25 protein-coding genes and 1 other annotated feature are annotated in these 22697 nt (G+C 47.3%); all 25 genes read right to left on the bottom strand.

Annotation, left to right across the window (positions count from 1 at the left end; translation table 11 throughout):
• Positions 1–397: 397 nt before the first annotated feature.
• The 25 genes from ACAN55_RS08710 to ACAN55_RS08590 all read right to left on the bottom strand — a co-directional run bounded on the left by ACAN55_RS08710 (position 398) and on the right by ACAN55_RS08590 (position 22691).
• A complete protein-coding gene (locus ACAN55_RS08710) occupies positions 398–1843 on the bottom strand; it encodes a LysM peptidoglycan-binding domain-containing protein (RefSeq protein WP_379130888.1) in 1446 nt (481 codons plus the stop codon).
• Between the two features lie 279 nt (positions 1844–2122).
• Positions 2123–3007 carry a branched-chain-amino-acid transaminase gene (ilvE, locus tag ACAN55_RS08705; RefSeq protein WP_379130886.1) on the bottom strand — a complete coding sequence of 295 codons (885 nt, stop codon included), beginning with the start codon at positions 3005–3007 and terminating at the stop codon, positions 2123–2125.
• Between the two features lie 5 nt (positions 3008–3012).
• Positions 3013–3900, bottom strand: coding sequence for a prephenate dehydratase (gene pheA, locus ACAN55_RS08700; RefSeq protein ID WP_379130884.1), 888 nt, complete (start codon positions 3898–3900; stop codon positions 3013–3015).
• A complete protein-coding gene (gene thrB, locus ACAN55_RS08695; protein ID WP_379130881.1) occupies positions 3897–4877 on the bottom strand; it encodes a homoserine kinase in 981 nt (326 codons plus the stop codon). Before thrB ends, pheA begins: the two co-directional genes overlap by 4 nt.
• 37 nt (positions 4878–4914) lie before the next feature.
• On the bottom strand, positions 4915–6201 hold the full coding sequence (locus tag ACAN55_RS08690; protein ID WP_379130879.1) for a homoserine dehydrogenase: 1287 nt from the start codon (positions 6199–6201) through the stop codon (positions 4915–4917).
• Positions 6202–6262: 61 nt separating this feature from the next.
• Complete coding sequence (locus tag ACAN55_RS08685) at positions 6263–6700, bottom strand: ACT domain-containing protein (protein WP_379130877.1); 438 nt, start codon at positions 6698–6700, stop codon at positions 6263–6265.
• 307 nt (positions 6701–7007) lie between these two features.
• A complete protein-coding gene (gene obgE / locus ACAN55_RS08680) occupies positions 7008–8318 on the bottom strand; it encodes a GTPase ObgE (protein WP_379130874.1) in 1311 nt (436 codons plus the stop codon).
• 13 nt (positions 8319–8331) lie between these two features.
• Complete coding sequence (locus tag ACAN55_RS08675; protein WP_379130871.1) at positions 8332–9072, bottom strand: Spo0B domain-containing protein; 741 nt, start codon at positions 9070–9072, stop codon at positions 8332–8334.
• Between the two features lie 289 nt (positions 9073–9361).
• Positions 9362–9673: a 50S ribosomal protein L27 gene (gene rpmA, locus ACAN55_RS08670; protein WP_379130868.1), complete on the bottom strand. Its 312-nt coding sequence runs from the start codon at positions 9671–9673 to the stop codon at positions 9362–9364.
• 17 nt (positions 9674–9690) lie between these two features.
• A complete protein-coding gene (locus tag ACAN55_RS08665; protein ID WP_379130866.1) occupies positions 9691–10026 on the bottom strand; it encodes a ribosomal-processing cysteine protease Prp in 336 nt (111 codons plus the stop codon).
• A gap of 12 nt (positions 10027–10038) precedes the next feature.
• A complete protein-coding gene (gene rplU / locus ACAN55_RS08660; protein WP_341017227.1) occupies positions 10039–10350 on the bottom strand; it encodes a 50S ribosomal protein L21 in 312 nt (103 codons plus the stop codon).
• A 14-nt stretch (positions 10351–10364) separates the two neighbouring features.
• Positions 10365–10449, bottom strand: a sequence feature (ribosomal protein L21 leader region).
• 80 nt (positions 10450–10529) lie between these two features.
• Positions 10530–11774, bottom strand: a complete 1245-nt coding sequence (locus ACAN55_RS08655; protein WP_379130863.1) for an Rne/Rng family ribonuclease — start codon at positions 11772–11774, stop codon at positions 10530–10532.
• A gap of 51 nt (positions 11775–11825) precedes the next feature.
• Positions 11826–12668: a M50 family metallopeptidase gene (locus ACAN55_RS08650; protein WP_379130861.1), complete on the bottom strand. Its 843-nt coding sequence runs from the start codon at positions 12666–12668 to the stop codon at positions 11826–11828.
• A complete protein-coding gene (locus ACAN55_RS08645; protein WP_379130858.1) occupies positions 12661–13515 on the bottom strand; it encodes a peptidoglycan DD-metalloendopeptidase family protein in 855 nt (284 codons plus the stop codon). Before ACAN55_RS08645 ends, ACAN55_RS08650 begins: the two co-directional genes overlap by 8 nt.
• Positions 13516–13684: 169 nt before the next feature.
• Entirely contained in the window at positions 13685–14479 is a 795-nt protein-coding gene (minD, locus tag ACAN55_RS08640) for a septum site-determining protein MinD (RefSeq protein ID WP_379130855.1), read from the bottom strand.
• A 5-nt stretch (positions 14480–14484) separates the two neighbouring features.
• Complete coding sequence (gene minC / locus ACAN55_RS08635; protein ID WP_379130852.1) at positions 14485–15144, bottom strand: septum site-determining protein MinC; 660 nt, start codon at positions 15142–15144, stop codon at positions 14485–14487.
• A gap of 77 nt (positions 15145–15221) precedes the next feature.
• The gene (mreD, locus tag ACAN55_RS08630) at positions 15222–15752 is read right to left on the bottom strand and encodes a rod shape-determining protein MreD (RefSeq protein ID WP_379130850.1); all 531 of its coding nucleotides are present in this window, start codon (positions 15750–15752) and stop codon (positions 15222–15224) included.
• Positions 15749–16630, bottom strand: coding sequence for a rod shape-determining protein MreC (mreC, locus tag ACAN55_RS08625; RefSeq protein ID WP_379130847.1), 882 nt, complete (start codon positions 16628–16630; stop codon positions 15749–15751). Before mreC ends, mreD begins: the two co-directional genes overlap by 4 nt.
• A gap of 61 nt (positions 16631–16691) precedes the next feature.
• Positions 16692–17726 (bottom strand): rod shape-determining protein, encoded by a 1035-nt coding sequence (locus ACAN55_RS08620; RefSeq protein ID WP_379130843.1) that lies wholly within the window; start codon positions 17724–17726, stop codon positions 16692–16694.
• Positions 17727–17768: 42 nt separating this feature from the next.
• Positions 17769–18458 (bottom strand): RadC family protein, encoded by a 690-nt coding sequence (gene radC, locus ACAN55_RS08615; RefSeq protein WP_379130841.1) that lies wholly within the window; start codon positions 18456–18458, stop codon positions 17769–17771.
• 17 nt (positions 18459–18475) lie between these two features.
• Positions 18476–19087 carry a Maf family protein gene (locus ACAN55_RS08610; protein WP_379130839.1) on the bottom strand — a complete coding sequence of 204 codons (612 nt, stop codon included), beginning with the start codon at positions 19085–19087 and terminating at the stop codon, positions 18476–18478.
• A 22-nt stretch (positions 19088–19109) separates the two neighbouring features.
• Positions 19110–19355 (bottom strand): DUF4321 domain-containing protein, encoded by a 246-nt coding sequence (locus ACAN55_RS08605; protein WP_379130837.1) that lies wholly within the window; start codon positions 19353–19355, stop codon positions 19110–19112.
• A 145-nt stretch (positions 19356–19500) separates the two neighbouring features.
• A complete protein-coding gene (locus ACAN55_RS08600; protein WP_379130835.1) occupies positions 19501–20658 on the bottom strand; it encodes an SPOR domain-containing protein in 1158 nt (385 codons plus the stop codon).
• An 82-nt stretch (positions 20659–20740) separates the two neighbouring features.
• Positions 20741–21922, bottom strand: coding sequence for a glycosyltransferase family 4 protein (locus ACAN55_RS08595; RefSeq protein WP_379130833.1), 1182 nt, complete (start codon positions 21920–21922; stop codon positions 20741–20743).
• A gap of 238 nt (positions 21923–22160) precedes the next feature.
• Complete coding sequence (locus ACAN55_RS08590; RefSeq protein ID WP_379130831.1) at positions 22161–22691, bottom strand: ATP-binding cassette domain-containing protein; 531 nt, start codon at positions 22689–22691, stop codon at positions 22161–22163.
• Positions 22692–22697: the final 6 nt, after the last annotated feature.

Here is a 22697-nt window from a genome sequence, read left to right as displayed (position 1 = left end):
GGATTTTACTTTCGTAAAATCCCACTCACTCGTTGTTCAGTTTTCAAAGATCAAGTTCTCGTTGTCGGCGATTATCTCGTCACCATCAACTTTTATAATATAACATGTATTTCGACTTAATGCAACATTTAATTTTAAATAATTCTTCAAACCATTGTTGCACTGGTTCCACAAGCGACATAATATTTCAATGCCTCATTAGCGGACTTTTAATATAACATAATTCAAAAGATGAAAACAACACTTAAAATTCCCCATTTTATCAGGTGCTTACTCACTTCTAATCTGCACTTTATAGCCATAGGCCAATATAAAATTAAACAAGCAAAAGACATACCGGGTCATATCATACGATAAGTACCCGGTATGCCGAATCTAATACCTTATGAAGGCTGGCCTAATTCGAAATCCATGGATTTCGACGTTTTTTGGACACGGCACTCCCTTTATTTTTTCTTGAATTCTGAGTTTTTAGAGATTCGTTTTTGTTTGTTTTAATACTGGAGGTTTTCACTTTAGGACGTCCCGATGCCACAGAAGCTTTCCCTTCTTTCTGGGCAACCGCTTCGCTATCTACAGAAACACTCCCGGATACTTGCCCAATCTCCTCAGCAACAGGGGGCAACTGGGATTCAGTCACACGGTTGTATAATCCCATAGTTCCATTTCCCAAACCTGGATACTCCGGATTCGAAGGAATGCCTGCCATCATGGGAGCAACCTGCTGAAGCATTGCATTAGGCATCCCTACGCCGTATGGGGATAATCCCATCGGGTGCATGGGCTGAGGATTATACATGGACATTTCATAGGGAGTAACCTGATAAGGCTGCATCTGACCTCCCTTTCCACAACCGCAGGACACAGGCCATGGCATATTAGGCATGTTATCTTCATATTGCGGTGATGTATATAATGGTTCCATATTCGGATACCAGGGTCCAGGATTGCCAGCAGCCGGGTACATATTATTCTGATAATAGTTGTAAGGCATCATGTAATCTGGCGCATATGACATCGGGTTAATTTGAGACATTGGAGCATTCATATGATCATACATAGGCATTTTTTCGTACATAGGTTGGATGTTGTTCACTGATTCATATAAAGGGTACGCTGGCGGACAGTCATAGAAGTTCGGATTCTCTGTCAGTCCTGGGTAACCGGCAGCATGGTCACATCCGCACGGTGTCGGTGCCGGCTTCATCTCATGATGATAGGTAACCGCTTCTTGAGCAGGAACAGTGATTTGTACAAAAAGACTCTGCGACTCCGCATGCACTGTCTCCTTAACTGGTGCTGGTTCAACAGCTTTTATTGGTTCTTGGATCACAGGTGCCGGGAGCTCTTCAATAGGAGCAGTGTTTGTTTTTACAGGCGGTTGTGCGATAGGTCCGGTATAAGTTTTAGTCGGAGGCTGCTCAATAGGCCCGGTATAATTTTCTCCGCCCAGTTGTGTTTTATCCACAACACTTGCCACTGCATCAGCGTTTTGACCTGCAGGTGACATTCCTTTCATAGGAATATTGACAACTTCTCCTATCATCAATGTGTTAGGGTTTTTCAATTGCGGATTTGCCTCCACGATATCCTTTAAAGTTATCCCCCAGGCTTTGGACAGTTTCCACAAAGTGTCTCCTTGTTTCACCGTATGCTTATGATAAGCATGATTGTTGTCCGGGACGGGCACCGGAGCTGCAGGGATCTTCACCTTATCACCAATAACCAGCACATCCGGATTACTGATTTGCGGATTGGCTTCAATTATTTTTTGCAGCGGCACTCCGTGCTTTTGAGCTATTGCATACAACGTATCGCCTTGTTTAACTATGTGTATTCTCACTCAGCATTTACCTCCTAAACATTATGTGGAGTAATATTCCCTGTACAGCTATGCGATTGTAACGGACTTGGAATGCATTCCCTCTGGAGATACTGCGCATTTAAGAGTAGGGATATGCGGTACAGCCGCCTCCTTCGTTACTACATCTTATGCAGGCCATGGGCGATTGACATCCCCGAAATAAAAAAAATCCCTCCATGCATAGCATGAAGGGATTTACGGTGATTTCCAGTTACTCTTTCATGCCTTAATGAAAGGATTTCCGGTGGATTTCAGTTCTTAGGATTCCCATACCTTGTAGCCGTCTTTGTCTACAACATTACGGAATTCCTCAAGCAGCTTAAGCGTGATCGGTCCAGCGTGGCCTTCCCCGATAATACGGCCGTCAATTTCACGGGCGGCAATAACCTCTGCTGCAGTGCCGGTAAAGAATACTTCATCGGCAATATAAATATCGTGCATAGTAAAAGGCTCTTCCTTCAGCTTGTACCCAAGCTTCTCACACAGCTCAATGATCGCAAGCCGGGTGATACCCTCAAGGGCTCCAAGATAACATGGAGGAGTGTAAACCACGCCTCTTTTTACGATAAAAATATTATCTCCCGAGCCTTCGGTCACATAGCCCTGGGCATTCATCATGATAGCCTCATCGGCTTCGGCCAGGTTGGACTGGAGTTTAACGAGTATATTATTCAAATAGTTCAGGGATTTAATTTTAGGATTCAAAGCATCCGGCAGATTCCGGCGTTGGGATACGGATACCGCACGCAGCCCCTTCAAGTACGCTTGCTCTGAATAGATTGCGAGCTGCTCCACAATAATGATGACGCTCGCTTTGGGACAACGGCGCGGATCAAGACCAAGGTTACCTGGACCACGGGATACCACCAGCCGAATGTAGCCGTCTCGCATCTCATTCTTGCGGATAGTTTCAACCATTGCTTCCAGCATTTCATCATAAGTCAAAGGAATGTTCAACTGAATGGAACGGGCTGAGTCATACAGTCTGTCCAAATGCTCTTTGCATTTAAAAATATTCCCGTTATAAATTCTTATACCTTCAAATATTCCGTCTCCATACAAAAAACCGTGATCATAAACGGATACTTTTGCATTTTCCTTTGTTACGAATTGTCCATCCAGATAGATCCATTGCTCCGCCATAAACTTTACTGCACCTCCGCTTTCTCTTCCTCATAGGTGTATGTGGGATACGAGCCCAGAATACGCACCATACAGCCAAGCGCCCTAATCTCCTCAATGGCAGCCGGCAGCAGAATGGATTCGATGGGTTCCAGCACATCAATGTAAAAATAATATGTTCCCAGCTTCTTCTTCGTTGGTCTTGATTCAATACGGGATAAATTCAGACGTCTCCAGGCAAAAGCGGAAAGCACCTGATGCAGCGCACCCGGAAAATCTTCCGGAAGCGTTACAAGCACGCTTGTCTTACTGCCGGAGCTTATACGGGGGAGTTCTACCCTCTCCGGACCGACAAGCACAAACCGTGTGTAGTTGTTATCGTGATCTGTGATTTGCCGGTCAAGAATCTCTAATCCGTGTGTCGCAGCACCTAAAGCCGTACCGATTGCGGCCCAACCTCTTCCGGGATTGTTTTTTACAATCTCTACGGCCTCGGATGTACTGCCTACCGGTTCCAGTTCAGCATGCGGCGCATTCTCACGGATATACTGCCCGCACTGCGCAGTTGCTACAGGATGGGAAAGAATCTTCACAATATGCGAATAATCTCTTCTCCCGTCTGCACCAATGAATTCACCGGGATTACCGATCAGATTCTGAACAGAAGGATAAATCCACTCCGCCTGCATCGGCAGGTTTACTTCATTCACAAGCCAGTCAATATGCAGACTTACGGAACCTTCAATAGTGTTCTCAATTGGAATGACGCTGTATTCAGTCTCTCCCTTAACCGTTGACAAGAACACATCCGAGATCAGCTTGTGATGAACTACATTTACCTGTTCATGTCCGAATAAATGCAGCAGTGCTTCGTGAGAAACCGAACCCTGCGGCAGAACCGCTATTGATTTCATGACCGTACTTCTCCTTTTATCATATCTAAAAACGTACTGTTTTGCATCTCGTTTCTATTAAACACCTCACTGACCACACCTGAAGTACATGGCGAGAGCCAGCAGGTGCGTGCCTCAATCCCCTGCTCCAGCATGGTTTCCCGCATAAAAGCCTCCAATTCATCCTTGCGCTGCTCCCTGCGGTCCACTAGTGCAAGGACCGTAGGTCCTGCACCACTCAAGGCAATTCCGAGCGCTCCATGACTGTGCGCTTCCTTCAGCAGCTTCTCCATACCGGGTACAAGCGGTGCTCGGTATGGCTGATGCAATCTGTCCTGCATAGCCGTTCTAATCAAATCCAGCCTACCGGAAAACAATGCAGCCGTCAGCAGGGATGTACGGCTGATATTATAAACTGCATCTGCCACTGATATCTCAGCAGGCAGAACTCCACGTGCCTTAGAAGTAGCCAGTTCAAAATTAGGGATAACAACCAACACCTTAAGATCCTCCGGAGGCTCAATCCTCACGTAATCTGCACGGTTACCGTCCCATACTGCCGTAATAATCCCTCCGAATAGAGAAGCTCCCACATTGTCCGGGTGTTTCTCGAGGCTGGTGGCCATACTGAACAGCGTGTCATTGTCCAAAGGAGAACCGATGAGAGCATTTGCTGCTGCCATGCCGCCAATGATAGCGGAAGCACTGCTTCCTAGACCCCGTGTCAGCGGAATTTCGGAATACATCGAGATTTCGAGTTCCGGAACCGATACCCCAGCCTTATCAAACACCATTTGGGCAACCTGGTAGATCAGATTGCTTTTATCTTGAGCCAGCCCCTCTACTTCAGCACCATGAAGGTGAAAGACCGTCACAGGTGCCTCCTGCATTTCAATCCAGATATATAGAGATAATGCCATACCGAGGGTATCAAAGCCCGGACCCAGATTGGCCGTACTGGCTGGCACTTTTACTCTTGCCTTTCCGTAGTTATTCACAGCTGCGTTCCCCTTAAGTTTTTTATCTACCAAGTCATTAGCCTTCTACACGATAATGGCTTTTGATCCGGCGAATCACACTTAAATCTTCAAAATGCCGGAGCACTTTGTTCATACTCGCTTGGCTGGCATTATGGGTAACAATTATGATCTCTGCATCAGGATTGCTCGGGTTCGCCTGCTGAACAACCGAATCCAAACTGACATCGTATTCCGCAAAAACCTGTGTGATTTTGGCCAGAACACCAGCTTTGTCATCCACGTGCAGCAGAAGGAAGTTTTTGTAATAAATATCCTCGTCACTCTTCACCTTCATTGCTTTATAAGGCACAATCTGCTTAAGTCCGTTCACCCCGAGCTTGAGGTTCTTGATTACAGCAACGAGATCAGCCACAATTGAAGTCGCCGTCGGCATTGCGCCTGCTCCTGCACCATAGAACATCGTTTCACCAACCGCTTCACCATAGACATAAACGGCATTGAACACGCCATTCACCGAAGCAATCGGGTGACCCGCACGAATCATCGTCGGTTGAACGCTGATATTAAATTCTTCGTTCTGACACTCCGCAATACCAAGCAGCTTCATTTCATAACCCAGCCGCTTTGCAAATGCAATGTCTTCTTTACTGACTTTGGAAATGCCTTTAACGCTGACATCGGACAATTCTACATTGGTCCGGAACCCGAGTGTACCGAGAATCGCCATTTTACGTGCGGCATCGAGTCCTTCCACATCCGAGGTAGGATCCGATTCCGCATATCCCAAATCTTGAGCTTCTTTTAGTACATCCGGATAAGAGGCACCTTCCTGGCTCATTTTAGTCAGAATATAGTTAGTCGTCCCATTAACAATACCCATAATTTTAGTAATACGGTCCGACGAAAACCCTTCAATCAGTGTGCGAATTATTGGAATGCCACCTGCAACACTCGCTTCATAAAATACATCGCACTGCTTCTCTTGGGCTTTAGCCAGTATCTCTGAGCCATGCAGGGCCATAAGGTCCTTATTCGCAGTGACGATATGTTTGCCGCGATCTAAGGCTTCGAGAATATATTCCTTCGTTCCGTTAATTCCGCCCATGACCTCAACAATGACATCAATTTCAGGATCACGGATAACTTCCCACGGATCAGTAGTCAACTTGGCGGAGGCCACAGAAATGTCGCGGGCTTTATCTGAATTTTTCACTGCGATACGCTCAATAATAATCGGAGAACCTACCTGGCTGCTTAGATGCTCCTGATTCCCTTCAACGATACGGACCACCCCCGTACCGACTGTTCCCAGCCCTAGCAATCCTACCTTCACAGCCTTCATGTGTATCTATATCCCCCTTATAGTTTCAAGAAGCATCATATGCTTCCAAATACATCTGGTGCTAACCTTGCCCTATAATGATTGCCCGTTTAACACCGGAAATTTCTTTCAAACTGTCAATCATATCGCCAAGCTCCTCACTTAAACGGGAAATCTCCACAGAGATCACCACGTTCGCTTTTCCCTGCAGTGGAATACTCTGATTAATGGTCAGTACGTTAGCCCCGTGCCCCGCAACACAACCCAGTACCTTAGACAGCATACCGGATTCATGCTCCAGATCCAAAGAAATGGTAACGATACGCTCTCGTTCTAGCTGATGAATCAGATGGATTCCATCCTTGTATTTATAAAATGCACTTCGGCTGAGTCCCACCTGCTCCACACCTTCATTAACGGTCTTCGCATCCCCGGATTCCAGCAGCTGTTTCACTTGCATGGTCTTGAGCACCGCATCGGGTAGTATATCTTCCCGGATCAAATAATAGCGTTCTTTCACGAACGTCCTCTCCTCAAAGACTTATGTATTTTTATAGTGGACATTATACGGGATTATGCATCAGAAAAGCAATACTTAACTGAAAACCACTCTATATTGCCTGAAGCTCCCTGCTTCCCTGTTACAATGCCATGTTAATGATAGCTTGAGCATTGAAGCGAATTCAATAAGGGAAATTAAGGATGATACAACCTTTATTGTATACGATTTATACAGCCTTTGGCGTCAAAATTGCAAAAAAACCGGCCATACCCCTCCGTCAATGAAACAGATCAGGGTACCGCCGGTAATTATTTTTTGTATAGATTTAATAGTAGCTGCTGTTCTCCACGAACTCAAACTCAAACTCACCGATGCGTACAATTGTACCTTCAACGGCGCCCCGCTTCCGCAGTTCGGCATCTACGCCCATATGACGGAGCGTACGTGCCAGCTTCAGGATTGCATCATGAGTACTTAGTTGCATACGTTTGAGCATCCGCTCAATCCGCGGACTGCTAACGACAAAGGCATCATTATCGCGTGTAATGGTAAAGGTATTATCCTCTTCCTCTTCCAGCTTGTACACCTTGCGCTCGGAGTTGTCTGCGACTTCCTCGACAACCGGAGCCACAGGGATGCTGTCTAGCAAATCAGCCGCCCGGTATAGCAGCTCCTGAATCCCCTGGCGTGTAAGTGATGAAATCGGCAGAATAGTGAGATCCGGATGAATCTCTCCGGCCAATTTACGGAAGTTCTCCAAATGATCTTCCGATTCCGGCATATCCATCTTGTTCGCAGCTATGATCTGCGGGCGTTCCGCAAGATTGGCATTATACTGCTTGAGTTCATCATTGATTTTGACCCAATCTTCAAAAGGATCTCTTCCCTCTGAACCGGACATGTCAACGACATGAATGATGATTCGGGTACGTTCAACATGGCGAAGAAATTCGTGACCAAGTCCAATGCCTTCGCTTGCACCTTCAATAAGACCCGGCAAATCCGCCATAACAAAGCTTCGTCCGTCACCCACATCGACAACACCCAAATTAGGAGTGATAGTCGTAAAGTGATATGCACCGATCTTCGGCTTGGCAGCCGAAACAACTGACAGCAGAGTCGATTTGCCCACACTTGGGAATCCGACCAGGCCTACGTCAGCCATTACTTTAAGCTCCATGACGATATAACGCTCCTGGCCTTCTTCCCCGTTCTCAGCCAGTTCCGGTGCGGTATTGTTAGCTGTGGCGAAACGTGTATTACCACGGCCTCCACGACCTCCGCGTGCTACGACAACCTGCTGGCCGTGACGCGTCATATCCGCAATCGTCTCGCCGGTATCATCATCAATAAGCACGGTTCCTGGAGGAATCCGGACAATCATATGCTCAGCATTGGCTCCATGCTGGCTTTTATTGCGCCCTTTGATACCTTTGTCCGCTTTGAAGTGCCGCTGGTAGCGGAAATCCATAAGGGTCCGAAGGCCTTCATCTACCCGGAAAATAACGTCGCCGCCCCGGCCGCCGTCGCCGCCTGCCGGCCCGCCTTCCGGAACATATTTCTCACGTCGGAACGCAACAAGCCCATCGCCGCCGTCCCCGCCTTTTACATAAATCTTAGCTTTATCAACAAACATATATTCACCTTCCTCACATTCCGAGCGGCAGACGTAGCTTCACATGGGTTAGATCCCTTGTGAGCGGTTCTGCCCGCACATTTTTTCCTAGTACTATATTATTAATCTGTCCTTGAAACAGTTCAGGGTTGCCATGCGTCCCTTCGGCCCGAAAAGTGATAAGAATATCCCCTTCATCAACCGTAAAATCGAGACAAAGCTTGCTGGCTTCCCCTAGTGAAGAGCGTCCACTGTACTGGTATGCACGCACAGTCTGCATAATAATTGAAGTCAGTTCCTCTTCCGCTTCGGGAGTCAGCCGATTCTCCAGGCTAAGTCCTTCTTCCACTTGCACGTCCAGTTCAAGACTGTTGCTATGTGTGCGGAAAGACTGGATATAAAAAACAAGGGAAGGTGCTCCAAGCTTGGCAATCCTGCTATCCAGCGCGATGCGCCCCTTTATTCTTTCCACAGTTTGCAGTGTTTTATCAGGCTTACCGAGCTGAATATACCCGTACAGTACTTGTAAATCATTCATCCAGTCATGCCGGTGATGATTCAGTGTCCGTATGGCCGCACGTTGCAAGCCCCGTTCCTGCAGGTTCAGTTCCCGCTCATAGTGCCGCTGATTCCATATGTTACTGAAAACAACCACAGCCATCACCCACAGAGCCAGTAGCAGACATGTCCAAAGAGATGTCTGCCAGCATATCAAACCTAAAGGAAAAGCTACGGATAACAAGACTGCCCAGATTACACCTTTCCAGGATTTCATTCGTTCTCCCCGTCTCTAAGTTCTCATAATTCTCAATCTTCCGTATTTATCACACTGTTCAAGATTTTCCATTCCCCAGTATAACACAGGCCTTCATTGCAATCATCTGAAATTCAAGACGAGCCTTCTACTTTTCAGAAGAAACGACTGCGTCCTCTTATTAGGGACAGCAGAGTTTCTCGCAAAAACACAAGGATAAAGTATAGTGTGCAACTTATACTTTCTTGTGTTTCAAAAAAAGCCTCCGGCATAATGCCGGAGGCTTCACTGCAATTATGGTTACCGTAGCTTACGCTTCCAATGCTGCTGCTACCGGAGCAACATCAACAGGGTAGACGCTCACTTTCTTACGATCGCGGCCCCAACGTTCGAACTTCACTACACCATCAACTTTAGCAAACAAGGTATCATCTTTACCGATGCCTACGTTTGTGCCTGGGTGAATTTTTGTTCCGCGTTGACGAACCAAGATGCTTCCGCCGGTAACTGCTTGACCGTCAGCACGTTTCACGCCAAGACGTTTGGAATGGCTATCCCGTCCGTTCTTTGTGGAACCTACACCTTTTTTCGATGCGAACAATTGAAGATTCAATTTCAACATGTTGTCTACCTCCTTCTTCAAATAATGACTTCCTGTATCTGAACATATTTTCTGTACGATTTCGAAATAACCTTAAGCATAACAACCATGGATTCCAACAAAAGCTGGACTTTGGCTGAAACTTCGGGATCATTCACGGGAACCAAGGTTCCACTGAGAAATCCATCCTTCATCGAAGTATTCAGAACTACACCCGTAAGCGTCTCAATCGAATTCACCGTTCCGACCGTAACGGTTGAAACTCCGGCACAGACGATATCCTTGCCACTCCTAGCATATTCTGCATGCCCTTTTACGGAAAAACCGACAATAGCACCTTGAGCAGAAGCTCGTGTAATCCGTACGTTAATCATTAACGCACCTTCTTACGCTTGAATCTTCTCGATAGTTACTTTTGTGTACGGTTGACGATGACCTTGTTTCTTGTGGTAGTTCTTCTTAGGTTTGTATTTGTAAACTACAACCTTTTGGCCTTTACCGTGTTTCTCGACTTTAGCTGTTACAGACGCGCCGCTTACCAGCGGAGTTCCTGCAGTCAGACCACCTTCGTTAGAAACAGCCAAGACACGGTCAAACGTTACGCTTGCGCCGTCTTCAGCTTCCAGCTTCTCAATGAACAAAACATCGCCCTCTTGGACTTTGTATTGTTTACCACCAGTTTCGATAATTGCATACATTGTACTTGCACCTCCTCATGTCTCAGACTCGCCTAGTCTAGGTGGCAGGTTCTTTCGAAACTGCTCTTGTGTACCCGATCGGAGCGGTTACAGCATGTGTAGGAAGAGAACAACCAAACACATACTTGAAGATAGTATCATACTTATTGCCTATAGTCAACAAATCTTGACAAGAATACTTATTCCTCTACCCATGTCCCTACTTTGCCAGTCCCGCCGCAGCACGTGCAGGAAGTTGGGACTAAACCGGCGGAATCATGTCTGGCCTTCTTACGCGTCATTTCGAGTAGTCCAAGCCTTGTCCAGCCTAAAATATGCGTCTTGGTCCGGTCACTGGCGACAATACTCTCTAGACGGTCTGTGACCATGTTCCTGTGTTCCTCCAGCTCCATATCAATAAAGTCTATAACAATGATTCCACCGGTATCTCTTAAACGAATCAGCCTGCCGATCTCCTCAGCAGCCAGCAGGTTTGTCCGGCTTACAGTATCCTCCAGAGAAGATCCGCCAATATATTGTGCGGTGTTGACATCGATCACTGTTAGCGCCTCTGTTTCATCCCAGACCAGCGTGGCTCCCCCATCCAGAGTGATCTTACGGCTAAAGCTTTTGTACAACTCATCCTGTATTCCATATGTGCTGAGTATGTGCTCATGCCCGCTGTAAAGGTTCACAGGTCTGTGGCCGGCAGGGGCCATTTCATTTAGGAATATCTCTGCCTCCTTGGCAGCTTTGAGGGAATCGATGATCAATTCGTCGATTTCAGGGTTAAAAGCATCGCGAATATAACGCTGCACAATGCTTAAATCACTATGAAGCAGTGCAGGAGCTGTCACGGACGTTGCCCTTCGGGTGATCACATCCCATTGTGCCCGCAAAAAAGCAAGGTCCCCCTCAACCGCTGCAGTCGGCTCATCCTCAGAGACGGTACGCATAATAAGACCTTCCTCGTTCCTGCGCAGCCGTTCTCCGATTGCTTTCAGCCGCCCCCGTTCGGATTCACGTCCGATTTTTTTGGAGACGCCCACATATTCGGCAAAAGGCATGTACACCATCCAGCGTCCCGGAAGTGTGTAATGGGTTGTCACCCTTGCCCCTTTGCCCCCACGGGGTTCTTTTCTTACCTGTACAATGATTTCCTGGCCAGGCTGGAGAAGCTCCTCGATGGATGGTTTAATCTTCGGCTGTTTATCCAGATGCGGATGCAGTACATCATCAACGTATAAAAACGCGTTTTTCTTCTGGCCTATATCTACAAAAGCAGCCTGCATACCCGGCAGGACATTAATGACCCGACCTTTGTAATAGCTGCCGACCAGTCCTTGTTGCTGATCGCGCTCCGCGGCATACTCCACTAGCTTTCCATCCTCCAGAAGAGCCATCCGGGTAATATGCTGCGTGCAGTGAACGATCATTTGCTTCATGGCTTCACCTCTGGTTCTTAAATCATTTGTCAATAAACGCATATTATTAAGTTATATCCCGAAATAAGAAGCGACGAGGCGCTGTTCCGGCACAACGGCCATGACATTCCCCTTACCGTTTAAGACATAAATAAAGTGATAACGGTTACGTTTAAATAGACGCAATATGTCATCCAAAGGTTTCGCTGAAAGAGCAACTATTGGACGGGCCTGCACGCCCGAGGAGATGTAACGTTCATAGACTGCCCCCCTATTCATCAAAAAAGCAACAAACCGGTAAGGCAGATTGCGGTGATCCGTAATGTTTGAATACAGCAAAAAAGCGCCGATTAGCAGTATATTCAGCCTCACACCTCCAGTAGTGCCCATAGGAAGCAAACTATAAGCAATGACTATCCCACTTGCCCCGATGCTTATTCTTCCACACCACAAAAGCGTTGAATAATAAGGTGCAAGCAAACTAATGAGGGCTTGAAGCACTTTTCCACCATCGAGCGGAAGAATTGGCAGCAAGTTAAAAAGGGCTATGACAGCATTGGCTTGTATAAAGTAATTCAAAAATTCTCCGCTCCCGTTCCCAGTACGCTGGAGCAGCAACGAGAAAAGGATCATCAGTCCATTTTGCAGCGGTCCGGCTAAAGCAATGGCAATCTCACGCAGGGCGGTAAGCCTGCCATGATCCTCGATCACAGCTACACCTCCGAACGGCAGCAATTGTACACTTTTCACCGTGACACCGGCTATTTTCGCTGCACAGACATGTCCCATTTCATGAATGAACACGATAGAGAATAACGTAATGAGCTCTAGAAATTGCCCGGTTAGAACAGAGAGAAGCATAATTAACACCAGTAACGGATGCAGTGACAGGATGATTCCGCCGACCCTAATCAAATGTGATCACTTCTGCCGGATCGATATATGTTCTATCTTTCATTAATGCAAAAAAGAAATTCGGCAGCGCACCGGAATCCGGCTGCATCAGCCAGCCCACAGTATCCCCTGTCTGTACCCAGTCATCCACCTCAAGCTTGGTTCCACTTAAATGTCCATATTCAGCGGTAAGATCACCGCTATGGCGAACGGTAATCCGAATTCCTCCCTGCGGCTCGCGGGACACAGACAAGACACGGCCCATATCTACACTTTTCACCGTCACACTGCCGCTTGAATCGGCTTTCGGCATAATTTCCAGTCCTTTTAGAGATGAAGCAAAGGGTTGAACAATACTTCCTGTCAGGGGAGGGCTCCATTCATGCAAGGCTGATACCTTTTGTGCAGGCTCCCCGTCTCCATTGAACATAGGTATGAATACAGGGGATCCACTGAAATGTTTCTCATACCACACGCGTGCAGACTGAAAATCCATTTCATTATGGAGGGCGTCGGCAATGAAATCCTGAGCCGTTATGGACCAGGGCTGTTGTACCGAGAAAGCTCCATAGGCTAAGCCAAATAATAATGCACTAAAGATAAGACGGCGCATAAAACCGCCGATAAATGTGGGACCCCTGCCGTTGTCCTCCTCGTCCTCCCAGCTCTTGCGGCGCTGCTTCCACATCGTTTCAGGATCCGGTTCCTCGGGAATACGTTTATTCTCGTAAGCTTGCCTTTCTTTTAGGCTCCAAGTAAGATCCTGACTTCCGAGTTCATGTTGTCCAGCAGCAAGCTCAGGGTTGTCCTCTAATAACTTCCTGATTCGTTCCTTGCGGCGCCCTTTAATATTTGAATTCTGATCCATCGCTGCATCCCTCCGCGGGCTTGTTTTACTTCATTTTATGAGACAGGCAACTCTCTTTAGAACAAGCTCCCGCGGGGGTTAAACTACTTAGTGAAATAACGGGTATTAAAAAACCGCCCTATGGATAGACCATAGGACGGTTTATAACAGGGTTCTTAGCACGCTGTGTTTAGCTCATGCCGAAAAATTTCCTGAATTTCGTAAATGCTCCGGACTTCCGGTTCAATTGCATCAGCGGAACGGAATCTCCGAGAATCCGGCGGGCAATATTGCGGTAGGCAATAGCTGCAGACGAATCGGGATTCATGACGGTGGGTTCTCCTGCGTTAGCAGCCTTGATCACCAGTTCATCGTCTGGGACAATGCCAATAAGATCGATGTTGAGCACCTGCAGAATATCCTCGATATCAAGCATGTCTCCTGATTTCACCAGATTAGGCCGGATCCGATTTACAATAAGTTTTGGAGATTCAACCTGGGATTGCTCCAGCAGGCCGATAATGCGGTCGGCATCACGCACAGCAGCGTTCTCCGGTGTCGTAACCACGATCGCTTTGTCAGCACCGGCGATGGCATTCCTGAAACCATGCTCAATACCGGCGGGACAGTCTATCAAAATATACTCAAATTCTTTCTTGAGCTCGAGAATAATATCCTTTACCTGCTCGGGAGTGACGGATGTCTTATCCTTCGTCTGCGCAGCGGGCAGCATGAACAACTCATCGAAACGCTTATCCTTGACAAGCGCCTGATTCAGGCGGCATCTTCCTTCCGCGACATCCACCAGATCATAAATAATCCGATTTTCAAGTCCCATTACAACATCTAAATTACGCAGTCCGATATCCGTATCGACGAGACATACTTTTTTGCCCTGCAACGCAAGTGCGGTCCCAATATTGGCTGTTGTGGTCGTTTTGCCAACTCCGCCTTTACCCGAGGTAACGACTATCGCTTCTCCCATGAAGGCTACACCCCTTTAAACACATTTAAATCCTGGCGAAACTTAACGATATTGTGCATCTTATCAATCTGCATGGCGCCATTCAGTAAGTAGGCAAACTCCATGCTGCTCTCCCGGGTTCCCCATTCATCCGGAGGGCGGCTTATGATCTCTGCGATTCGCAGTTGGGTTGGAGACAAGAATGAAGCTGCAATAATGGCACCTTCTTCTCCTTCGACTCCCGCATGGGCCATCCCCCGGAGTGCTCCGAGAATATAAATATCCCCTGTGCAGGTAATCGTCCCCCCAGGATTAACATCACCCAAGAATAACAAATCCCCCTGATGGTGAAGCACTTGGCCGGAGCGGACGATACCACTCATCAATGAAAGCGGACTCCCTGTTTCATTCTTCGGAGCTTCCAGCGATTCAAAAGAACGGATGAGCAGATTGCCTTGGCCCTTCAGAATGCTTAGCACAGCTTCTTTCTCCTCAGGCGTCACTGACCGGCTGCCCAGCTTGACATCGACATGAACAATAGGTCCAGTCAAAATATTTTGATGGCTGTGTTCCAGCTTGAATCGGAGCTCGTTCAAAAGTTCTTCAAAGGGACATTTATCGTCTAGAAGGAATACAAGGCCGTCTTTCACGCCTTTTATCCTTACGTATTTGGATTTCACTGTCATATGTCTGTCCCCCTATCCTCATTCATTCGTGCCTGGGTCCTTAAGTTCCTGCTTTCCATGGAAGAAAATAGGCCGGCTCATGTTGTTTCTTCCTTCCGCTCCTCCTTTTTCAGTAATGCAAGCTGGCGGCGGAGTGGAATATACAAGATCAAGGCAACTGCAAAATGAAAAAGCATGGTGGGCAGCATATAATTCAGCAAAGCCCAATTATACGGTTGTTGATTAAGATTAAATACACTTTGAATCCCGAATAACATGCTATTCTCCAACAGGTTCCCGAGCAGAACTACAGTCATCATAAGCGGCAGCGGCGCACGGGGAATCTGAAAAATCAGTCCTATCAAATAAACTGACAAGCCCATGGCAAAAGAGTGAGCGCCTAAAATTCTGCCATAAAAAACGATGTCATGGATCATTCCAAAGGATAGGCCCAGCACTAGAGCCGTATGCCGGTGATGATAGATTGTAACAAATAAAAGAATAACTAGAACAAGATCGGGAATAATCCTAGTCTGCCAGGCGTCCGGAATGATCCACGGCAAAGCCGTTCCCTGCAGAATAAAGATCAGAAACAGCGACAGGATAAGCACGGATCGACGCATACTCACTCTCCGGCCGCCTCCGATGTGAACACTACAATTAATTCCTTCCAATCCTGAAACCCGGCTGCTGGTTTAATAATCGCAGTGCGCGTCAAACCGAATTCTCCCACTTCCACGCTTTGGACCGTACCGATCATCAGCGCGCGGGGATATAATCCGCCAATACCGGAAGAAATGATCACATCGTTCTCTTTGATTGGATCTTCCGGAGCGATCTTATTCATCTTGAGCATTTTGGTCTCCGGATCATAGCTTTCAATCATACCAAAGGTCTGGTTCTCTTTACCTTTGGCCGTCGCCGCAATAGCCGGCTGGGAGTTGGGATCGTTAACATTCAGCATCGTCATCAGCTTAACTGTTGAAGTGAAGTTACTGACCTCGCTGACTACGCCCACCAAACCATCTACGGAAATGACCGACATGTTAGGTTTCACACCGTTTTTGGCCCCCAGATTGATGACCAGCGTGCTGTTATTCGGCTCTGTACTCAAGCTGACAACTTGGGCAATATGATATTCATATTTGTACATTGCCTGTTGTTCTTTTGTAAATTTAAGTTCCTTCATTAGCTCTTCGTTGTGCGCCTGTATGAAATTATACTGGGCTTGCTCACGCGTATATTGGGCTACGGTGATTTTGAGTTGCTCATTCTCTTCGGCCAGCTTATTCAGATTGCCGATATCTTCAAAGAAGCCCGCTATATAACCAGCGGGCTTATAAATTAGATTTTGCACAAAACCTGTAGTATCCCGAAGAAAGTTCTCAGGCCAGGATAAAGACTTTCGTGGTCCCAGACTAAAGCCCATGACCACAATAAAGAGCACCAGCGTAATGAGCAGAATGAACAGACGTTTATTGCTTAACAGCTTAAACACTTTCAACACCCTCTAACAAGCATATTTCTCCCACATCAGGGGTTGACGTTCAGTAAGAACAGGTCAGTTATTACCGTTTGGCACGAAACGAGGAATTGCCACGGCTCTTGAACAAATGGATATTCTCCAATGCTTTTCCTGTACCGATAACCACACAGTCAAGCGGATTCTCAGCGACAATAACAGGCATTCCGGTTTCACGGGCCAGCAATTTGTCAAGGTTGCGCAGAAGCGCCCCGCCGCCGGTCAGTACAATACCACGGTCCATAATGTCTGCCGCAAGCTCAGGAGGACATTTCTCAAGGGTAACCTTCACGGCTTCAATCATTGCATTGACAGTATCACCCAGTGCCTCGCATACTTCGTCGGAAGTAATGGTGAGCGTTTTAGGGAGTCCAGTCACAAGGTCGCGGCCGCGGATTTCCATGGTTTCCGCTTTGTCCAGTGGCAAAGCCGAACCGAGCTCCAGCTTAAGTTGCTCCGAAGTACGTTCCCCGATCATCAAATTGTATTGGCGTTTGATGTACTGGATAATCGCTTCATCCATCTCGTCGCCGGCCACGCGCACAGAACGGCTTGTGACAATACCGCCGAGCGAAATAACAGCCACTTCGGTAGTACCTCCGCCAATATCAACTACCATGCTGCCTGTAGGTTCCCACACCGGCAGATCCGCACCGATCGCAGCTGCAAACGGCTCTTCGATAATATAGGCTTCACGAGCACCCGCCTGTTTGGTAGCATCTTCAACAGCCCGTTGTTCAACGGCAGTAATTCCGGACGGGACACATACCATCACGTTCGGATGACGCTGGAACATGGAGCGCTGCTTCTGAGCTTGGCGGATAAAATATTTAATCATGGTTGCTGTTGTGTCAAAATCAGCAATGACGCCATCCTTCATCGGACGAATTGCCCGGATATTCCCCGGTGTACGGCCGATCATTTTTTTGGCAGACTCTCCAACTGCTTCAATGGATTTAGTCTCTGTATTTATGGCTACCACGGAAGGTTCTCTTACTACAATCCCCTTGCCGCGAACATAGACGAGCGTATTTGCCGTCCCCAAGTCAATTCCCAAATCTTTCGTGAAACCACCTAACATGCTTGTATTCTCCTTTTCTTAAGTAAATCTAGGGCAGTTATATTACATAAATCCTTTTTCCTTCATACTTATAAAGCTGCTGTCTCCGATAATTAAATGATCCAGCACATCGATGCCTACGATCTCCCCCGCCTGTATCAGCCTCGTAGTCAATGCAATATCTTCCCGGCTGGGCGTAGGATCGCCGCTTGGATGGTTATGGGCGCATACGATGGAGGCACTGCTATTCTTAATGGCGGCCCTAAAGACCTCCCGCGGATGCACAATTGATGCGTTAAGACTTCCCATAGACAACGTTTCCTGCGCTATGACATGATTCTTAGTATTCAGAAAAAGACAGACAAAATGTTCCTTCTGCAAATAGCGGAGCTGCTCGGTCAGTATATCCGCCGCATCATGCGGACTGCGGATGATTACAGGCTCATTCAGCCGCGAATTGGCCATGCGTCTTCCAAGCTCTATACCAGCCTTTAATTGAACGGCCTTTGCAGGTCCGATTCCTTTAATGGAAGTCAGTTCTTTAATACTAAGATCTGCCAGTTGACGGATACCGCCTGACTGGCTCAGTATACGCTGCGCTATGCCGATTGCAGATTCCCTGCGTGTTCCTGTCCGCAGCAGAATGGCAAGCAACTCGGCTTGACTTAATGATTCAGCCCCATATTGCATCATGCGCTCTCTTGGTCGTTCATCATGGGGGAGGTCCCGCAGCATCAACAATCGCGACTCCATCCCGATCCCTCTTCTCTTTACTCCCCGCGGGCATTTAACACCTGGATGCCAAACCGTGAGAGCATATCTCCAAGCAGCGCCAAAGGCAAGCCAACCACATTGAAATAGCAGCCTTCAATCTTCTCCACCAAAGTGGAGCCAAGTCCTTGTATAGCATAAGAACCAGCTTTGTCCGCGGGCTCTCCGGTAGCCACATAGGCTTTAATCTCTTCAGGGCTTAACCCTCTCATTGTTACATTCGTGACCCGGTGCTCCACCGATATTATACCCTCAGGCATCCGGATACAAGCCACCCCGGTGTATACCTTGTGGGTGTTGCCTTGCAGTGCTGTGAGCGTGGCGATACTATCCTGCTCGTCCACCGGTTTACCGAGAATAAGATTATCATGGACCACTATAGTGTCGCTCCCGATAATAACGGCATTCCGTTCAGCATTCAAAGTCATTGTCGCTTCCGCCTTGCGCTGTGCAAGGACAGAGACAATCCGCTCCGGTGTCCATCCCGGCGGTGTGCTTTCGTCTGTATCTGTGACTGCCACTTCAAAGGGCAGACCCAGCAGAGATAACAGCTCTCTGCGACGAGGTGAACCTGAGGCTAGGATCAGAATGGGTGAGTTCGCATCATTCACGGGTTTAAACGCCCTTTCCTGGCTACAGCCTGCGGTACATCCATACGGCAGCAATAATACCGATCAGACTAAGCAGACATAACTTCATTTGAATGGTGATGTCATAAGTGAAAATATCCAAATCCGCTTGGGGTGACCACTTGATCATGGTCGATTTCGTTAAAAAGGAGAGAGCTTTTACGGGCTCCAGCAGCTTGGCGATCCACGCCCCGGCTAGCCAGCCCAGAATCAGAAATAACAGCAGTGTTCCTACATTTTTCTTCTTCATCTCAGTCTTCCCTCGCCATTTTTTGACACCCATATTATTATACGGTGAAACGGAGTTCAATACAAACGCAAAATCCGACCCCAAAAGTGGTAATCATTACCGGGTCGGATTTATTATTGATTTAATAGTCGGTAAGACCTATGTGTTATTGAAGGGCGGCAAGCAATTTTTTCTGGCCCGCCAGATAGTCCATCATTGAACCTTGAACCTCCCACAGCAGACCGTCCGATTTATTCTTGTTGTATTCATTTAGTGCGGAAATTCCCTGAGCCATCGACTTTTTAAGGTTAGCAGAAATCTCGAGCGCCGCCATCGGCAGCCCGCTTTCCAGCGCCTTGATCGCCTCGCTCCATTCCAGATGAAGATTGCTGACATCAGCAGTTTGGACCGTTGAGGTTCTGCTTAATAAAGAAGCGGATAAGGAACTAAGTTCTCCTAGTAATCTACCGCTAACGTCAAAATAATGATCAACACTCTCCGCAGTTCCATTATAATTCAGCTCTGCAGCAGCAGGTAGAGTGACCTCCCTGACATACAATTCGATCCCCTGCGCTTTCAGCCCATTGCTGAGCAGCTTGGCCTGCTCGCGGTCCGGGGAAATCCCAGCATATACCCGGTTACTCTCTGTCTGGTCCAGCCCGGCAGCAAGTCCGGCTGTCAGCAACTCCTCCTGTGCCTGAACCGCTCCCTCTGGTGTACTAAAAACACCATACTGCAGCAAATAGTAACTTTGACCTGCAACCTGTACAGAAATCAGGACTTTGCTCCCGCTGCCACTATCTGCAATCGGCAAGCCGGATGTTCCGGTTCCGGCGGGTTCCTGGGCAGCATTACCATTCTGTGCCCCGGCTTTGGCAGAGTTCACAGATTCATCAGCCAGTCCCCCCGGTAATCCGCCTCCATGAAAAAAAGAGAGTGCCACATATCCAAACAACAGCCCTATACCGATTGCTGCGACAACCGACGCCACAAATTTCCATAAATGCGAAGGACGGCGGGAGTGATAAGCACCATTGTTTTTTCCGTCAGTCAAACCAGGTTGTGGATCTACCTGCCACGGGTTTTCTTCGTCCTGATGAATCGAAGAGTCCTCCCACAGCTCAGGATAAACCTCAGTTTGAAAGAAGTTCTGCTGCACATCACGGCTATCCAGATACGCATAATAAGGGTCCTCAGTATCCTGACGTTGTTGTGCAGGATCAAATTCAACCACATTGTTATACCTTGCATCCGGCTTGTGATCCTCCAACGTATGCTTATCCTTCCCGGTATCGAAACGAAAAGTCATTTTTCCGTTACTCACAATACACACCTCACCTTGTCTCATCTATAAAGAAATATATGATAGACAATAGAGAGCTATGCAGCGTTGAGACAATATCCCTTTAGACAAGACTCAGCACCTTCTCCTTGACGCTTCCAGCTTCATAATGGGTCATCAACGTCTGCATGGCATGTCCGGCTACATGAACATTCAATTCGTAATCCTGAAACAGCCTGACCACTTTGTCTGCAAATTCCGCAGCATTATCAGCAATCATAATATCATAGGCATCTTCATACAGAAGTCCTTCGGCTCCCACAGAAGTCGAGACCACCGGGGTGTTCAGCGCCCAAGACTCCAATATTTTCAACCTGGTACCGCTTCCTTCCAGCAGAGGCGCGATGACAACCTTAGATCGTCGTATATAGTCAGCCACACTACTCACGTAACCTGTAATCACTATAGAGTCATCCAGTGCCGCCAGAGCTTCAACCTCCGGATGCACATCACGGCCTACGATATACCACTTCACTTCCGGGATCCGTGCTTTAACTAAGGGATAAATCTCCCTATAAAAATACTGCGCCGCATTCACATTGGGAAAATAGTTCATATTGCCCGGGAGTATAATCCAATTTTCTTTCACCGCTGGCTCCCCGCTGGTATACGCCGAAATAGAGATGAAATTAGGAATCACGTGCACCTTGCCGGAATTCCTTGGTGATAATCTTTTAAATGAAAGACCATCATTCTCGGAAGTTGTGAGCAGCAGATCGGTCTTATTCATCAGCTTTAGTTCATCTCTGCGGGTCCAAAGCACATTCAGCTTAAAATAAAGCCGCTGTATCCCCTTCTTCTTTCCGGCCAACTGCGCAGATAAGCCGCTTTCGTAATTATGGGCATCTGTGATGATATTCGCCTTTGGCAGCGCCGACTTCACAATATCAATGCAACTGCCTAGCAGACTATGGGAGATAAATACATTCCGGTATTTTTTGCTGCGGCAGAGCTCCCAGATTTTATTCTTCATATCCACATCGATGTGGCTCATGTAAGAGCAGTTACGCAGCTTGTAGAGTGAGCGCAGCATGGCTTTCCTATAGGTCATTGTCCGCTCTACCTCATGAACTATTGCCTTATCGACAGGGGCTGCAGGGGCAGCCGGCTTATCCCTCCTGTATGTAACCAGATCCACATCATACTTCGCTAGCAGTATATTCAAAATATTGCCTGTTCTCAGCTTCCCTCCACTATCCTGGGGAAAAGGATTCTCCGCAGAAATAAATAGCAGCTTCTCTTTCATTTCTCTTCTCCTCACCCGTGCGTATATTTCTATATTTATAGTTATATACCCAATTATCAGGTGATTATTGTAGATTTATGGATTTATCTAAAGAAAATTACAAATTATGCTTAAATAAAAAAAAGGCCATCCGATGATCGGAGGCCTGAAGGATATAGAAGATGCACTGGGGGAGCATCCTCTTATTCGAGATTGCTCTTTTACTAATATATTTAGCTTGTGTTAAGAGAGTAATAGACTAAGTTATATTCAGTGTTAAAGAATACATCAGTATTCCCGTAAAGAGATCTCTTGTTTCACGGTATCTGAGGGAACATGCTTTCCGAGGTAATAATCCGTATCGGCAGCCTTGATGAACTGGGGTCCAAGCAGCGGGTTGCATTCCACTGCCAGATTGAGCTTCCCGGCAATCATCGCTATTCCAATCAATCCCCGCCCTGTTCTTCGGAAGACGGCCGATATAAATATTCTCCGCCACCGTCAGATTGGCACAAAGATTAATCTCCTGATACACCGTGCTGATACCGGCATCCTGTGCATCCTGAGGGGAGCTGATTTGCAGTCTTTGCCCTGCCAGATAGGCACTTCCCTCATCCATCTCATATACACCGGTCAACACCTTAATCAGCGTAGACTTTCCTGCCCCGTTCTCTCCCATCAAGGCATGAATTTCACCCCGTCGCAGCGTGAAGCTCACCTCTCTAAGAGCCTTTACTACGGGAAAGGATTTACTGACATTCTCCATCCGCAGCAGTACTTCCTCACTCATGAACAG

The organism is Paenibacillus oryziterrae (assembly GCF_042610485.1).
GTDB lineage: Bacteria > Bacillota > Bacilli > Paenibacillales > Paenibacillaceae > Paenibacillus_AQ.
This window is presented reverse-complemented; position numbering and strand designations above follow the sequence as displayed.

Coding starts and splice junctions, on each gene's coding strand:
- minD (WP_379130855.1), bottom strand. CDS start 14,479: ATGGGAGAAGCGATAGTCGTTACCTCGGGTAAAGGCGGAGTTGGCAAA.
- rplU (WP_341017227.1), bottom strand. CDS start 10,350: ATGTATGCAATTATCGAAACTGGTGGTAAACAATACAAAGTCCAAGAG.
- ACAN55_RS08590 (WP_379130831.1), bottom strand. CDS start 22,691: ATGAGTGAGGAAGTACTGCTGCGGATGGAGAATGTCAGTAAATCCTTT.
- ilvE (WP_379130886.1), bottom strand. CDS start 3,007: ATGGCGGAGCAATGGATCTATCTGGATGGACAATTCGTAACAAAGGAA.
- ACAN55_RS08645 (WP_379130858.1), bottom strand. CDS start 13,515: ATGGATCAGAATTCAAATATTAAAGGGCGCCGCAAGGAACGAATCAGG.
- ACAN55_RS08605 (WP_379130837.1), bottom strand. CDS start 19,355: ATGAAGAAGAAAAATGTAGGAACACTGCTGTTATTTCTGATTCTGGGC.
- ACAN55_RS08690 (WP_379130879.1), bottom strand. CDS start 6,201: ATGAAGGCTGTGAAGGTAGGATTGCTAGGGCTGGGAACAGTCGGTACG.
- ACAN55_RS08595 (WP_379130833.1), bottom strand. CDS start 21,922: ATGAAAGAGAAGCTGCTATTTATTTCTGCGGAGAATCCTTTTCCCCAG.
- rpmA (WP_379130868.1), bottom strand. CDS start 9,673: ATGTTGAAATTGAATCTTCAATTGTTCGCATCGAAAAAAGGTGTAGGT.
- minC (WP_379130852.1), bottom strand. CDS start 15,144: ATGACAGTGAAATCCAAATACGTAAGGATAAAAGGCGTGAAAGACGGC.
- ACAN55_RS08655 (WP_379130863.1), bottom strand. CDS start 11,774: ATGAAGCAAATGATCGTTCACTGCACGCAGCATATTACCCGGATGGCT.
- pheA (WP_379130884.1), bottom strand. CDS start 3,900: ATGAAATCAATAGCGGTTCTGCCGCAGGGTTCGGTTTCTCACGAAGCA.
- obgE (WP_379130874.1), bottom strand. CDS start 8,318: ATGTTTGTTGATAAAGCTAAGATTTATGTAAAAGGCGGGGACGGCGGC.
- radC (WP_379130841.1), bottom strand. CDS start 18,458: ATGGAGTCGCGATTGTTGATGCTGCGGGACCTCCCCCATGATGAACGA.
- ACAN55_RS08665 (WP_379130866.1), bottom strand. CDS start 10,026: ATGATTAACGTACGGATTACACGAGCTTCTGCTCAAGGTGCTATTGTC.
- ACAN55_RS08620 (WP_379130843.1), bottom strand. CDS start 17,726: ATGTTAGGTGGTTTCACGAAAGATTTGGGAATTGACTTGGGGACGGCA.
- ACAN55_RS08675 (WP_379130871.1), bottom strand. CDS start 9,072: ATGAAATCCTGGAAAGGTGTAATCTGGGCAGTCTTGTTATCCGTAGCT.